Raw genomic sequence first — 15359 nt, 5'->3', positions numbered from 1 at the left:
TCTCGGGCGGGGTCTTTATAAGCGAGGCAGAACTCATGGCACAAATGCTCCAGGCAGTGCGAGAGAAGAACACAAGGCAACACGGAACCCGACCAATCGGTTAGTTGGCAGCCGACCGGCGGGTGATATAAAGACACCCCGAAAAAAGCCCGAACCTGCAGAGATGGCATCGCGAATCACCGTCGTGGCCGAGGCATGGACGTTCATCCGAAACCTGGCCTTGAGCGTCTTGCCCATTCAACACGTCCATCGAACGTCGAACCGCGCCTTGCCCCGCGCAGGTTTCGAGCATTTTCGGATGTCGGTTTATCGCCACTTACACGTAGGAAAAATCTGTAGGCAGCGACGATTTGTCGCAGATCTTATTCTTTGTTGATTGAACGTTCAATCAAAACAAAATAGACTGGCCCTCAATCCGATAGGCGTCATTCGCCCGTCGGAAGGCCTAAGGAGATGTGCAAGATGCCCAAGGTCGGTATGCAACCCATCCGCCGCCAACAACTGATCGAAGCCACTTTGCAGGCGGTTGATCAGGTCGGAATGGGGGACGCCAGCATTGCGCTGATCGCCCGTTTGGCCGGTGTCTCGAATGGCATCATCAGTCACTATTTTCAGGACAAGAATGGCCTGATCGCCGCCACGATGCGGTATCTGATGACCGCCCTCAGCGAGAGTGTCACCGCGCGCCGTCAGGCGCTGGCAGACAGCAGCCCCCGGGCGCATCTGCAGGTGATCATCGAAGGCAACTTCGACGCCAGCCAGGTCAATGGCCCGGCAATGAAAACCTGGCTGGCCTTCTGGGCCACCAGCATGCACCAGCCGTCTTTGCACAGGTTGCAGCGGATCAACGATCACCGTCTGTATTCCAACCTGTGCTGCGAGTTCCGCCGTGTGTTGCCGCTCGAAGATGCGCGCACCGCCGCCCGTGGACTGGCAGCTCTGATCGACGGTTTGTGGTTGCGCGGCGCGCTGTCGGGAGACGCTTTCGACACTGCGCAGGCGCAACAGATCGCTTACGAATACATGGATTTCCAATTGGCCAAGCAGGTGAGCTAGAGCACAGAGAAAACGCTCGGCCCCTGAACTGTCACCGACCAGTGATGCCACAGCTATATGGCTCACCCGGTGACCAACGCCAACCACTAATGCACTTGCGAGGACACTATGGCCCGTTTCGAACTGCAAAAACTCTACATCGATGGCGCGTACTCCGACGCCGGCAGCGATGCCACCTTCGAAGCCATCAACCCGGCTAACGGTGAAGTCCTCGCACAAGTGCAACGTGCGACCAAGGAAGACGTCGAGCGTGCTGTGGTCAGCGCTGAAAAGGGCCAGAAAATCTGGGCCGCGATGACCGCCATGGAGCGTTCGCGCATCCTGCGTCGCGCCGTCGACATCCTGCGCGAGCGCAACGATGAACTGGCTGCCCTGGAAACCCTGGACACCGGTAAAGCCTTCTCCGAAACCAAGTACGTCGACATCGTCACCGGCGCCGACGTGCTGGAATACTACGCAGGCCTGGTACCCGCCATCGAAGGCGAGCAGATCCCGCTGCGTGACACCGCATTCGTCTACACCCGTCGCGAGCCGCTGGGCGTTGTCGCCGGTATCGGCGCGTGGAACTACCCGATCCAGATCGCTCTGTGGAAGTCCGCTCCAGCCCTGGCGGCCGGTAACGCGATGATCTTCAAGCCAAGCGAAGTCACCTCGCTGACCACCCTGAAACTGGCCGAGATCTACACCGAAGCCGGCGTTCCGAACGGTGTGTTCAACGTACTGACCGGCAGCGGCCGTGAAGTCGGCACCTGGCTGACCGAGCACCCACGCATCGAGAAAATCTCCTTCACCGGCGGCACCGACACCGGCAAAAAAGTAATGGCCAGCGCTTCGGCTTCGTCGCTCAAAGACGTGACCATGGAACTGGGCGGCAAGTCCCCGCTGATCATCTGCGACGACGCCGACCTGGATCGCGCCGCCGACACCGCCATGATGGCCAACTTCTACAGCTCCGGTCAGGTCTGCACCAACGGCACTCGCGTGTTCGTGCCGAGCCACCTGAAAGCCGCTTTCGAAGCCAAGATCGTCGAGCGTGTTGCGCGCATCCGCGTTGGCAACCCGGAAGACGAAAACACCAACTTCGGCCCGCTGGTCAGCTTCCCGCACATGGAAAGCGTGCTGGGCTACATCGCCAAGGGTAAAGAAGAAGGCGCCCGCGTTCTGTGCGGCGGCGAACGTCTGACCGACGGCGAATTCGCCAAGGGCGCGTTCGTGGCTCCGACCGTGTTCACCGACTGCACCGACGACATGACCATCGTCCGTGAAGAAATCTTCGGCCCGGTGATGGCGATCCTGACCTACGAAACCGAAGAAGAAGTGATCCGTCGCGCCAACGACACCGACTTCGGCCTGGCCGCCGGTATCGTCACCCGCGACCTGAACCGCGCCCACCGCGTGATTCATCAACTGGAAGCCGGTATCTGCTGGATCAACGCCTGGGGCGAGTCCGACGCAAAAATGCCGGTTGGCGGTTACAAGCAGTCGGGCGTCGGCCGTGAGAACGGCATCAGCTCGCTGAACAACTTCACTCGCATCAAATCGGTACAGGTCGAGCTGGGCGATTACGTCTCGGTGTTCTAAGACCCGAGTCATTTATTGCTCGCGAGGCCGCCTTCGCTGGCAAGCCAGCTCCCACAGATTGGATGTCGTCCACCCAATCTGTGGCAGCCCCGATCCCTGTGGGAGCGGGCTTGCCCGCGAATCGAGTGCAAAGCACTCGCCAGGCCTGACCTGACCAACTTCAAAGAGGGTGCATTCAATGTCCCAAGAATTCGATTACATCATCGTCGGTGCCGGCTCTGCCGGTAACACCCTGGCGACCCGTCTGACTGAAGACGAAGGCGTCACCGTCCTGCTGCTCGAAGCCGGTGGCCCGGACTACCGTCTCGACTTCCGCACGCAAATGCCGGCAGCCCTGGCATTCCCGCTGCAAGGCCGCCGCTACAACTGGGCGTACGAAACCGATCCGGAGCCACACATGGACGGTCGCCGGATGGAATGCGGTCGTGGCAAGGGCCTCGGCGGTTCCTCGCTGATCAACGGCATGTGCTACATCCGCGGTAACGCGATGGACTACGACGGCTGGGCCAAACTGCCAGGCCTGGAAGACTGGACCTACCTCGACTGCCTGCCGTACTTCCGTAAAGCGGAAACCCGCGATATCGGCCCGAACGACTACCACGGCGGCGAAGGCCCGGTCAGCGTGACCACGCCGAAAGCGGGCAACAACCCGCTGTTCCACGCCATGGTTGAAGCTGGCGTGCAGGCCGGCTACCCGCGCACCGAAGACCTGAACGGCTATCAGCAGGAAGGCTTCGGCCCGATGGACCGCACCGTGACGCCGAACGGCCGTCGTGCTTCCACCGCCCGTGGTTACCTGGACGTGGCCAAGAAGCGTTCGACCCTGACCATCGTCACCCACGCCTTGACTGACAAGGTTCTGTTCGAAGGCAAGCGTGCGGTCGGCGTGCGTTACCTGGTCGGCGCCGCTGAAGAGCGCGTTGAAGCCCGCGCCCGTAAAGAAGTCATCGTCTGCTCCGGCGCGATCGCTTCGCCGCAACTGCTGCAACGCTCCGGCGTCGGCCCGGCAAAACTGCTGGAAAGCCTCGACATCCCGGTCGTTCACGATCTGCCGGGCGTCGGCGAAAACCTGCAGGATCACCTCGAGCTGTACCTGCAATACGCTTGCACCCAACCGGTCTCGCTGTACCCGTCGCTGCTCTGGTACAACCAGCCGGCCATTGGTGCCGAGTGGCTGTTCAACGGCACCGGCATCGGCGCCAGCAACCAGTTCGAAGCCGGCGGTTTCATCCGTACTCGCGAAGAGTTCGAATGGCCGAACATCCAGTACCACTTCCTGCCGGTCGCGATTAACTACAACGGCAGCAACGGTGTGAAAGAACACGGCTTCCAGGCGCACATGGGTTCCATGCGTTCGCCGAGCCGCGGTCGCATCCAGGTCAAATCCAAGGATCCGCGCCAGCACCCGAGCATCCTGTTCAACTACATGGCCACCGAGCAGGACTGGCAGGAATTCCGCGATGGCATCCGCCTGACCCGTGAAATCATGCAACAGCCTGCACTGGACGCTTTCCGTGGCCGTGAAATCAGCCCGGGCATCGAAGTGCAAACCGATGAGCAGCTGGACAAGTTCATCCGCGAGCACGCCGAAACCGCGTTCCACCCGTCCTGCTCGTGCAAGATGGGCACCGACGACATGGCCGTAGTGGATGGCGAAGGCCGCGTGCATGGCATGCAGGGTCTGCGTGTGGTCGATGCCTCGATCATGCCGATCATCACCACCGGCAACCTGAACGCGCCGACGATCATGATGGCCGAGAAAATCGCCGACAAGATCCGTGGCCGTCAGCCGCTGCCGCGCAGCAAGGCGCCGTACTATGTCGCTGGCGATGCGCCGGTGAAAGGCAAGGCACTGCGTGATGTGAGCGCTGTTGCTCAGTAAGCCGTAATACTCCCCACCCGGATCGTTCCCACGCTCTGCGTGGGAATGCATCCCGTGACGCTCCGCGTCACACAGCGGACGCGGAGCGTCCATGGCGGCGTTCCCACGCAGAGCGTGGGAACGATCTGCTGTTATCAGAGTAAATCCCCCTACACCCCCTCTTCACTTGATCCTACCCCCTCGCAGGCCTACTCTAGTCCTCGCCCAATCGTTTCACCCCCTCCCCGCCGAATCCGCTTCGCCGTTTCTCCCATAACAAGGAGGTTTCCCTGATGTTCGATTTCCACCCCCAGCTCAAGCAGCGCTTCGCTGCCTTGCGCACGGGCGCCGAGTTTTTTTCCTTGCGGTATGTCCGCGAGTCCGGCCAGTACCTGTCGGTGCGCAAGAACGTCGCCGAACCGCCGAGCCTGAGCCGCGACGAAGGCGCGATGCTCACCGTTCGCATCAACGGCGTCGAAGCCTACGCCGCGACCAATGACCTGTCGCAACAAGGCCTGCAAGCCGCCCTTGAGCGTGCCGAGCAACAGGCCCGGCGGATCAAGCCCCACGCCCTGCTCGACCTGAGCCGGCAGCCGGTGTCCAGCGACCGCGCCGACTACTTTTCACCCAATCTCGAACAACCCTTTCCGTCCCTGAGCGAATGCTTCGAGCTGCTCGGCGCGGAATCCGCCTCGGTGCCAAAGGATGAGCGCCTGGTGAATTGGGAAGTGAGCATCGGCATCACCCACGTCGAACAGATCTACCTGAGCAGCGCCGGCGCCGAATTGCGCCAGGCCCAGCGCTTCGTCTACCCGGGCCTCGACGTCACCGCGTACGACGGCAACGACAGCCAGACCCGCAGCCTCGGCCGTGAGAACTTCGGCCAGCAGGGCGGCGCCGACGTGATCAGCCGTTGCGGCCTGATCGGCGCCGGCCCGCAAGTCGCCGATCAGGCGCTGCAATTGCTGCTCGCGCCGAACACCCCGCAAGGCCCGCGCGACCTGCTGCTGATGCCTGACCAGATGATGTTGCAGATCCACGAATCCATCGGCCACCCGCTGGAGCTCGACCGGATCCTCGGCGACGAGCGCAATTATGCCGGCACCAGCTTCGTCAAAGCCTCGGATTTCGGCAGCCTGCAATACGGCTCGAAACTGCTCAACGTGACGTTCGATCCGGGCATTCCCGAAGAACTGGCGAGTTACGGTCACGATGACGACGGTTCCAAGGCCAGCAAGCAATTTTTGATTCACGAAGGCCTGCTGGTCCGTCCGTTGGGCGGCGCACTGTCGCAGTTCCGCGCGGGCCTGGACGGCGTCGCCAACAGCCGCGCCTGCGGCTGGAATCGCCCACCGATCGACCGCATGGCCAACCTCAACATCGAGCCGGGTGACCAGCCGCTGGAACAACTGATCGGCGGCATCGAAAACGGCATTCTGATGAGCACCAACCGCTCATGGTCGATCGACGATGCACGCAACAAGTTCCAGTTCGGCTGCGAATGGGGCCAGTTGATTGAAAACGGCGAACTCAAGGGCGTGGTGAAAAACCCGAACTACCGGGGAATTTCCGCGCACTTCTGGAAAAGCCTGCGCGCCGTCGGCAATGCCGGCACCACCCAGGTGCTGGGCACGCCGAACTGCGGCAAGGGCGAACCGAACCAGGTGATCCGCGTCGGCCATGCGTCGCCGGCCTGCGTGTTCAGCAATGTTGATGTGTTTGGGGGAGACGCCTGATGAGTATTTCCAAGAACCCGTCCGAGGCGTTCAAGGTGCTGGTCAACTGGCTGCGCGATGCCGTGCGTGAGCCGGAACAGTTCACCCTGAGTTACGACGCCGAATCGTCGGCCTTTGTCCGTTTCAACCACGCCAAGGTGCGTCAGGCCGGGCAAGTGCAGCAAGCCGGTATCGGTCTGAAACTGATTGACGACGGTCGCCATGCGGACCTGCACATCACCCTGTCCGGTGAGCAGGCCACCGACCTGCAACGCCTCGCCGAAGGCTTGCAGCAACTGCGCGAAACCCTGCCGCTGCTGCCACAGGACCCGTACCTGCTGCTCAACCACAACGGCTGGCAGAGCAAGAATGTGCAGGAGCATCCGCTGCCGGACACCGAGCAAGTTGTCGCTGAAATCGCTCAAGCGGCCGAAGGTCTGGATCTGGTCGGCTTCTACGCTGCCGGCCCGATCAGCCGTGGCTTCGCCAGTTCTTCCGGCGCATTCGGCTGGCATCAGGCCAACAGTTTCAACTTCGACTTCAGCCTGTTCCACGAGAACGGCGAAGCGGTGAAGGCCAGCTACGCCGGGCATGACTGGAACAGCGAAGACTTCGCCAAACGCATCCAGCAGGCCCGCGAACAACTCGAGTTTCTCGGTCGCCCGCTGCGCACCCTGCCGCCCGGCCAATACCGCGCCTATCTGGCGCCCGCAGCGCTGGAAGAAATCATGGGTATGCTGTGCTGGGGCGGTTTCTCGGCGCAGTCGATTGCCAGCAAAAGCAGCCCGCTGCAGAAGCTGTATGCCGGCGATCAGACGTTCAGTCCGCTGGTGTCCCTCGACGAGAAAGTCAGCGACTCGCTGAGCCCGGCGTTCTCCGGCGAAGGTTACCCGCGCAGCGATCTGCGGTTGATCATCGAAGGCAAGGCGGGAGACCAGTTGGTCGGGTCGCGCAGTGCCGCCGAATACGGTCTGACGGCCAACGGTGCCGGCGGTGGCGAATCGCCGAGCGCGCTGAACATGGGCGCAGGTGATCTGCCGCAGGCCGAGATCCTCAAGCAGTTGGGCACCGGGTTGTACATCAGCAATCTGTGGTACCTGAACTTCTCCGATCAACCGGCGGCGCGCCTGACCGGCATGACCCGGTTTGCCACGTTCTGGGTCGAGAATGGCGAGATTCAGGCGCCGGTCAGCACCATGCGTTTCGACGACAGCGCCTACAGCCTGCTGGGTTCGCAGCTGGAGGCGTTGACTGCCGAGCGGGAGTTGCTGCTGTCGGCGAGCACTTACAGCCAGCGCAATACCTCTTCGGCGCTGCTGCCGGGGGCGCTGGTGAGCCGATTGACCCTGACGCTGTGAAACCCTGTGGGAGCGAGCTTGCTCCGGGCGGCGATCCGACGAAGAGGCCATTTCATTCAACATTGATGTCGACTGATTTACCGCTTTCGCGAGCAAGCTCGCTCCCACATTGACCGTGCTCGACCATGGATATGCATTAACCCCAACCACAAGAGGTTCCATGCCCAACCGCCCGCCTCTCGACGCCATCACCGCCCGCTGGTTGCCGTGGGTCGTCGCCATCGCTTTCTTCATGCAGTCCCTCGACGGGACCATCCTCAACACCGCCCTGCCGGCCATGGCCAGGGACCTGGCCGAAGACCCGCTGCGCATGCAGGGCGTGATCATCGCCTACATGCTCACCGTGGCCCTGCTGATTCCGGCCTCAGGCTGGATCGCCGACCGCTTCGGCACCAAGAAAATCTTCTTCGGCGCGATCCTGCTGTTCAGCCTCGGCTCGCTGCTCTGCGCCTTGTCCAGCAGCCTGAGCATGCTGATCGGCGCGCGCGTGATCCAGGGCCTCGGCGGTGCGCTGATGCTGCCGGTCGGGCGTTTGGTGGTGCTGCGCGCCTACCCGCGCTCGGAACTGGTGCGGATCATGGGTTTCATCACCATTCCCGGCCTGCTCGGCCCGCTGATCGGCCCGACCATGGGCGGCTGGATGGTGGAATACCTGACGTGGCACTGGATCTTCCTGATCAACCTGCCCGTCGGCGTCATCGGTTGCTACGCGGTGTGGAAATTCATCCCCGACCTGCGCGGCACCGAGCGCACGCGGTTCGATAGCCTCGGTTTCCTGCTGTTCGGCGCGGCGATGGTGCTGATCACCATCGCCATGGAAGGCCTCGGCGAACTGCACCTGCCGCACCTGCGAGTGATGCTGTTGCTGTTCGGCGGTATGGCGTGTCTGGCGGCGTACTGGTTGCGCGCCGGGCACATTGAAAACCCGCTGTTCGCGCCGTCGCTGTTCAAGACCCGCACCTTCGCGGTCGGCATTCTCGGCAACCTTTTCGCCCGGCTTGGCAGCGGCGCCCTGCCGTTTCTGGTGCCGTTGCTGCTGCAAGTGGCGCTGGGGTATTCGCCGTCCCAGGCCGGGATGAGCATGTTGCCTTTGGCCGCTGCGGCGATGGTCGCCAAGTGGGGCGCGCGGCCGCTGATCGAGCGTCTGGGCTATCGCATCGTGCTGACCGGCAACACGCTGTTTCTGGGGATCATGCTGGCGAGCATGGGCCTGGTCAGCGAGCAGACGCCGTACTGGTTGCTGTTGTGCCTGCTGGCGATTCTCGGGGCGATCAACTCGCTGCAATTCACCGCGATGAACACCGTGACCCTGATCGACCTCGACGACGCCAGCGCCAGCAGCGGCAACAGTCTGCTGTCAGTGGTGGCGCAGTTGTCGCTGAGTCTTGGCGTGGCGTGCGCCGGTGCGCTGCTCGGCGGCTTTACGGCGGAGATCGGGAATGACGGCGTTGAGACCGTGTTGGGCGCGTTTCAACTCACGTTCGTGACCGTTGGGATCATGGCGATGTTGGCCGCGACGATTTTCTCCCAGCTCTCAAAGAATGACGGGCGGCGCGTCAGACGTCCGGAAGAACACATCGAGTCTTAGGGCTAATGGCCACCGGACTGGTACACTGCGCGACATTTTGTTTTGCAGGCCAGTCCCGTGACCACCATCGCCACCGCTTTTAATACTTTGCCGCTGTCCGCCGCCATGCTGGCTAACCTCGACTCCCTCGGTTATGCCCAGATGACGCCGATCCAGGCGCAGAGCTTGCCGGTGATCCTCAAGGGGATGGACCTGATCGCCCAGGCCAAGACCGGCAGCGGCAAGACTGCCGCGTTCGGTATCGGCCTGCTGAACCCGATCAATCCGCGCTACTTCGGTTGCCAGGCACTGGTGATTTGCCCGACCCGCGAGCTGGCCGACCAGGTTGCCAAGGAAATCCGTCGTCTGGCCCGTGCCGAAGACAACATCAAGGTCCTGACCCTGTGCGGCGGCGTGTCCTTCGGCCCGCAGATCGGCTCGCTGGAGCACGGCGCGCACATCATCGTCGGCACTCCGGGCCGTATCCAGCAGCACCTGCGCAAGGGTTCGCTGGTCCTCGACGGCCTGAACACGCTGATCCTCGACGAAGCCGATCGCATGCTCGACATGGGTTTCTACGACGCCATCGAAGACATCATCGAGCAGACCCCGGCCCGCCGTCAGACCCTGCTGTTCTCGGCCACCTACCCGGTGGGCATCAAGCAGCTGGCGTCGAAGTTCATGCGCGATCCGCAAACGGTCAAGGCCGAAGCGTTTCACGACGACACCCAGATCGAACAGCGCTTCTACGAGATTTCCCCGGAAGAGCGCATGAGCGCGGTGACCAAGGTCCTGCACCACTTCCGTCCGGCCTCCACCGTGGCCTTCTGCTTCACCAAGCAGCAGGTGCAGGAAACCGTCGATCACCTGACCTCCAAAGGCATTTCCGCCGTCGGCCTGCACGGTGATCTGGAACAGCGTGACCGCGATCAAGTACTGGCGATGTTCGCCAACCGTAGTACTTCGGTACTGGTTGCCACCGACGTTGCCGCCCGTGGTCTGGACATCGATGCACTGGACATGGTGATCAACGTCGAACTGGCCCGCGATTCGGAAATCCACATTCACCGTGTTGGCCGTACCGGTCGTGCCGGCGAGAAAGGCATCGCGGTCAGCCTGGTGGCGCCGTCCGAAGCTCACCGCGCGCAAGCCATCGAACAACTGCAGAAAACCCCGCTGAACTGGGATCAGGTGGACAACCTGAAATCCCAGGGCGGTGCCCCGCTGCAACCGCCGATGAGCACGCTGTGCATCGCTGGCGGGCGCAAGGACAAGGTGCGTCCGGGCGACATTCTTGGCGCACTGACCGGTGAAGCCGGGATTCCGGGCGCTCAGGTCGGCAAGATCGCGATCTTCGACTTCCAGTCCTATGTGGCGGTTGAACGTACCGTGGTCATGCAGGCGCTGCAGCGCTTGAACAACGGCAAGATCAAGGGTCGTTCGCTGCGCGTTCGCGTTTTGTAAGAACGCTTAAATGATCGTTCCCACGCTCCGCGTGGGAATGCATCCTGTGACGCTCCGCGTCACGATTCAAAAGCGGACGCAGAGCGTCCATGGCGGCATTCCCACGCAGAGCGTGGGAACGATCTACGTGATGATTGTGTGAGGACACCGTTTTGCGCTCTACCGAAGTCGTGATCATTGGCGCTGGCGCCGCAGGGTTGATGTGTGCACTGACCGCCGCCGGGCGCGGGCGTCAGGTGATGCTGCTCGACCACGCGAACAAGGCCGGCAAGAAAATCCTGATGTCCGGCGGTGGGCGCTGCAACTTCACCAACATGTACACCGAACCGAGCAATTTTCTCTCGCAGAACGCACACTTCTGCAAATCCGCGCTGGCCCGCTACACCCAGTGGGACTTCATCGGCATGGTCGCCAAACACGGCGTGCCGTACCACGAGAAGAAACTCGGTCAGCTGTTCTGCGATAACAAATCCAGCGACATCCTCGGCATGCTGCTGGACGAGTGCGATCAGGTCGGCGTCAATCTGCACCTCGACACCTCGATCCAGACCATCGAGAAGGTCGAGGGCGGTTACCTGCTCGACACCACCCTCGGCCAGATCCAGTGCCAGTCGCTGGTGATCGCCACCGGCGGCCTGTCGATCCCGACCCTCGGCGCGACCGGTTTCGGTTATCAAGTCGCCAAGCAGTTCGGCCACGACCTGCTGCCAACACGCGCCGGTCTGGTGCCGTTCACCATCACCGATCAGCTCAAGGATTTGTGCACCGAACTGTCCGGCACCTCGGTGGACTGTCTGGTCAGCTGCAACGACCAGAGCTTTCGCGAGAACATCCTGTTCACCCACCGCGGCCTCAGCGGCCCGGCGATTCTGCAGATTTCCTCGTTCTGGGAGCCGGGCGACACGGTCGAAATCAACCTGCTGCCCGACCACGACGCCGCGAGCTGGCTGCAACAGCAAACCGCCGAGCGCCCGAACAGCGAACTGAAAACCCTGCTCGGCGAAATCTTCACCAAGAAGATGGCCAACCTGCTGGCGGACAACTGGTTCGTCTCCAAACCGATGAAGCAGTACACCCACGCCGAACTGGCGGACATCGCCGAAAAGCTCGGCAGCTGGAAAGTCGTCCCGGCCGGCACCGAAGGCTACCGCACCGCCGAGGTAACGCTGGGTGGCGTCGACACCCGCGAAGTCTCGTCCAAGACCATGGAATCGCTGAAAAGCCCGGGCCTCTACTTCGTTGGTGAAGTGCTGGATGTCACCGGGCATCTGGGCGGATTCAACTTCCAGTGGGCGTGGGCATCGGGTTACGCGGCGGCGCAATACGTCTGACAAATATCAAACTGTGGGAGCGAGCCTGCTCCGGGCGGCGATCCGACGATTGCAGTCTGTCAGTTGATACTTTTGTGACTGACACACCGCGATCGCGAGCAGGCTCGCTCCCACATTTGTTATCGGTGAAGCTGTAGGGAACACTTTTTGCTGTCAGATGTGATCGGCGCCATTGCGTCGGCGTCATTACTGGCTCAATTTAGCGGCATCGCCTCGGAAGGCCTTCGCACTTCATGTCCTCGACCTCGTTTCGTCAGTCTTTGCGGCGCCTGTGGGCGCTGGATAAATTCAGCTACAGCGTGCGGGTGTTCATCGCCCTGACCGGCAGCATGGCGCTGTGCTGGTATCAGGATGAAATGGGGCTGCTGATCCCGCTGTTCCTCGGAATTATCGCCAGCGCCCTGGCCGAGACCGACGACAGTTGGCAGGGCCGCCTCAATGCATTGGCGGTGACGCTGGTGTGTTTCAGCGTCGCGGCGCTGTCCGTGGAATTGCTGTTCCCCTACCCCATCGTTTTTGTCATCGCTTTGGCACTGGCCAGTTTCGGCCTGACCATGCTTGGGGCGCTCGGTGAGCGTTACGGGGCGATTGCTTCGGCGACGCTGATTCTTTCCGTCTACACCATGATCGGCGTGGATCAGCGCGGCGGCGCGGTCACGGATTTCTGGCACGAGCCGATGCTGCTGGTGGCCGGCGCTGCGTGGTACGGCCTGCTGTCGGTGCTGTGGCAGGCGATGTTTTCCAATCAGCCGGTGCAGCAGAGTCTGGCGCGGCTGTTCCGCGAACTCGGCTATTATCTGAAGCTGAAATCCTCGCTGTTCGAGCCGATCCGTCAGATGGACGTCGAAGCACGGCGACTGGAACTGGCCCAGCAAAACGGCCGGGTCGTCGCAGCCCTGAACAGCGCCAAGGAAATCATCCTGCACCGGGTCGGCAACGGTCGCCCCGGCTCGAAAGTCAGCCGTTACCTGAAGCTGTACTTCCTGGCGCAAGACATTCACGAACGCGCCAGTTCTTCGCACTATCCCTATAACGCCCTGGCCGATGCGTTTTTCCATAGCGATGTCCTGTTCCGCTGCCAGCGCCTGCTGCGCCAGCAAGGCAAGGCCTGCCGGGCACTGGCCGAATCGATCCAGATGCGCCAGCCGTTCATATACGACGCGAGTTTCGCCGAAGCCCTGAGCGACCTGCACGCTTCCCTCGAACACCTGCGCATCCAGAGCAACCCGGCCTGGCGCGGACTGCTGCGTTCACTGCGCGCACTGGCGGCCAACCTCGGCACCCTCGACCGTTTGCTCAGCGACGCCAGCAACCCCGACGCCCTGGCGGATGCCACCGACAGCAGCCTGCTCGACCGCTCGCCGCGCAACTTCAAGGACGTGTGGATTCGTCTGCGCACGCAGCTGACGCCGACCTCGCTGCTGTTCCGCCACGCCCTGCGCTTGCCACTGGCGTTAAGCATCGGCTACGGCATGGTGCACTTGATTCACCCGTCGCAAGGCTACTGGATCATCCTCACCACGCTGTTCGTCTGCCAACCGAACTACGGCGCCACCCGGCGCAAACTCGGTCAGCGGATTTTCGGCACGGCGATCGGCCTGACGATTGCCTGGGCGCTGTTCGATCTGTTCCCGAATCCGCTGGTGCAGTCGTGCTTCGCCATCGCCGCCGGCGTGGTGTTCTTTACCAACCGCACCACCCGCTACACCGTGGCTACGGCCGCAATCACGATCATGGTGCTGTTCTGCTTCAACCAGGTCGGCGATGGTTATGGTCTGTTTGTGCCGAGGTTGTTCGATACCTTGCTCGGCAGCCTGATCGCCGGGCTTGCGGTGTTCCTGTTCCTGCCGGACTGGCAGGGTCGGCGCCTGAACAAAGTGCTGGCCAACACCCTCACCTGCAACAGCATCTATTTGCGCCAGATCATGCAGCAATACGCAGCCGGCAAGAGCGACGACCTCGCCTATCGCCTGGCCCGGCGCAACGCACACAACGCCGACGCGGCGCTGTCGACTACGCTGGCGAACATGCTGATGGAGCCGGGGCATTTCCGGAAGGAAGCCGACGTCGGCTTCCGCTTCCTGGTGCTGTCGCACACCTTGCTCAGCTATCTGTCAGGGCTTGGTGCACACCGGGAAACCCAGCTGCCGGCCGAGGTGCGCGAACACCTGATCGACGGCGCCGGCGTGAGTCTGGCGGCAAGTATCGATGAAATCGCCCAGGGTCTGGCGAGCAAACAGCCGATCGCGATTCAGAGCGATGAGGAAGAAGCGCTGGCCAACGAGCTTGAGCAAATGCCGGACGAAATCGACGAAGGCCAGCGGCTGGTGCAGACGCAACTGGCGTTGATCTGCCGTCAACTCGGGCCGTTGCGCACGCTGGCGGCGCACCTGATCAAAGACACAGCCGAAGATTGAGGTGGCCGGACAGGCCTCTTCGCGGGCAAGCCCGCTCCCACAGTGTCGGTGTGGTACACAAAATATGTGAACTGCCGCTGTACTTGTGGGAGCGGGCTTGCTCCGGGCGGCGATCCGACGAAGAGGCCAGTTAGTGCACTAAAAATCTTTCAGACTACATTCCATGCTGCCTGAGCAGCTTGTCATAGCTGCCATCGGCCTTCATCGATGCAATCGCCTTGTCGAACCCGGCCACGATCTGTTCGTGCTGCGGGTTCTTCAGGCTGACCAGGATGTGCAGGCTGTTCTCGCTCAGCGGTTTCGGCAGGAACTCCACCGCGTTTCGTACCTTCGGTGACTCCCGGGCCAGGTAATAGCGGGCGACGTACTCGTCTTCCAGAGTCAGCTTGACTCGGTCCGCCGCCAACATGCGCACGGCCATGGCGAAGTTATGCACAGGGACTTTCTGCAACGCGGTGTCGGCATCGAACGGCGCCGAATAGGCGTAGCCGCGCACTACCGCAATCGGATAGGTGTGCAGTTCCTGCAGGTTGTTGTATTCGATGGGCGCGTCTTTGCGCTTGAGGAAACGCACGCGATTGAGCAGGTACTCAGCAGAAAACTGCCCCAGCTTCGTGCGCTCGTCGTTGTACCAGGCGTTGACCAGCACGTCGTAACGTCCTTCGCCAACCCCCATCAACGCCCGCGCCCACGGCACCTGCTCATAACCGCTGGCATAACCGGCACGGGCCAGGGCCGTGCTCACGATGTCGGTCGCCAGCCCACCGTTGACCAGCGTGTCATCGGTAAAGGGCGGCCAGACGTCGAATACCAGACGCAATTTCTCCGCTGCAGCGCTTTGACCCAGCAACAGCAATCCGATCAAAGCAAAGGCTCGATGCAATCGCGGCATGCTTGAAAATCCTTAGCGGGCGGGCCGCCCGGCGTGTTTTCAGTCAAAACCCCAAGGCCCCTTACCGGCGAATCCCAGGCCCTAACATTAGCTCATTGAAGCCATTGCACAGCGCTT

The 15359-nt window shown here is 61.9% G+C and carries 10 protein-coding genes; 9 read left to right on the top strand and 1 reads right to left on the bottom strand.

Going from position 1 to position 15359, the window contains the following annotated elements:
• Window positions 1-462: 462 nt before the first annotated feature.
• From betI to yccS, 9 genes are all read left to right on the top strand, one after another.
• Window positions 463-1056, top strand: coding sequence for a transcriptional regulator BetI (betI, locus tag CAF90_RS25670; RefSeq protein ID WP_007959743.1), 594 nt, complete (start codon window positions 463-465; stop codon window positions 1054-1056).
• 108 nt (window positions 1057-1164) lie between these two features.
• Window positions 1165-2637, top strand: coding sequence for a betaine-aldehyde dehydrogenase (gene betB, locus CAF90_RS25665; RefSeq protein WP_007959741.1), 1473 nt, complete (start codon window positions 1165-1167; stop codon window positions 2635-2637).
• A gap of 178 nt (window positions 2638-2815) precedes the next feature.
• Complete coding sequence (gene betA / locus CAF90_RS25660; RefSeq protein ID WP_085608899.1) at window positions 2816-4519, top strand: choline dehydrogenase; 1704 nt, start codon at window positions 2816-2818, stop codon at window positions 4517-4519.
• A 272-nt stretch (window positions 4520-4791) separates the two neighbouring features.
• The gene (locus CAF90_RS25655) at window positions 4792-6234 is read left to right on the top strand and encodes a TldD/PmbA family protein (protein WP_085608898.1); all 1443 of its coding nucleotides are present in this window, start codon (window positions 4792-4794) and stop codon (window positions 6232-6234) included.
• On the top strand, window positions 6234-7571 hold the full coding sequence (locus CAF90_RS25650) for a TldD/PmbA family protein (RefSeq protein ID WP_085608897.1): 1338 nt from the start codon (window positions 6234-6236) through the stop codon (window positions 7569-7571). The genes CAF90_RS25655 and CAF90_RS25650 overlap by 1 nt, the downstream gene beginning before the upstream one ends.
• A gap of 160 nt (window positions 7572-7731) precedes the next feature.
• On the top strand, window positions 7732-9159 hold the full coding sequence (mdtD, locus tag CAF90_RS25645; RefSeq protein WP_007959733.1) for a multidrug transporter subunit MdtD: 1428 nt from the start codon (window positions 7732-7734) through the stop codon (window positions 9157-9159).
• 57 nt (window positions 9160-9216) lie between these two features.
• Window positions 9217-10602 carry an ATP-dependent RNA helicase DbpA gene (dbpA, locus tag CAF90_RS25640; protein ID WP_007959732.1) on the top strand — a complete coding sequence of 462 codons (1386 nt, stop codon included), beginning with the start codon at window positions 9217-9219 and terminating at the stop codon, window positions 10600-10602.
• Between the two features lie 152 nt (window positions 10603-10754).
• A complete protein-coding gene (locus CAF90_RS25635; RefSeq protein ID WP_085608896.1) occupies window positions 10755-11933 on the top strand; it encodes an NAD(P)/FAD-dependent oxidoreductase in 1179 nt (392 codons plus the stop codon).
• A gap of 233 nt (window positions 11934-12166) precedes the next feature.
• Window positions 12167-14350, top strand: a complete 2184-nt coding sequence (gene yccS / locus CAF90_RS25630) for a YccS family putative transporter (RefSeq protein WP_007959728.1) — start codon at window positions 12167-12169, stop codon at window positions 14348-14350.
• A gap of 154 nt (window positions 14351-14504) precedes the next feature.
• Here the strand turns inward: yccS and CAF90_RS25625 are convergent, their stop codons facing one another.
• Window positions 14505-15242 carry an ABC transporter substrate-binding protein gene (locus CAF90_RS25625; RefSeq protein ID WP_064380188.1) on the bottom strand — a complete coding sequence of 246 codons (738 nt, stop codon included), beginning with the start codon at window positions 15240-15242 and terminating at the stop codon, window positions 14505-14507.
• Between the last annotated feature and the right edge of the window lie 117 nt (window positions 15243-15359).

The sequence above is a fragment of the Pseudomonas sp. B37(2017) genome, assembly GCF_002112885.1.
GTDB lineage: Bacteria > Pseudomonadota > Gammaproteobacteria > Pseudomonadales > Pseudomonadaceae > Aquipseudomonas > Aquipseudomonas paraglycinae.
Note: the sequence above shows the minus strand (reverse complement) of the source record. Positions and strands in the feature narration are given on the sequence as shown.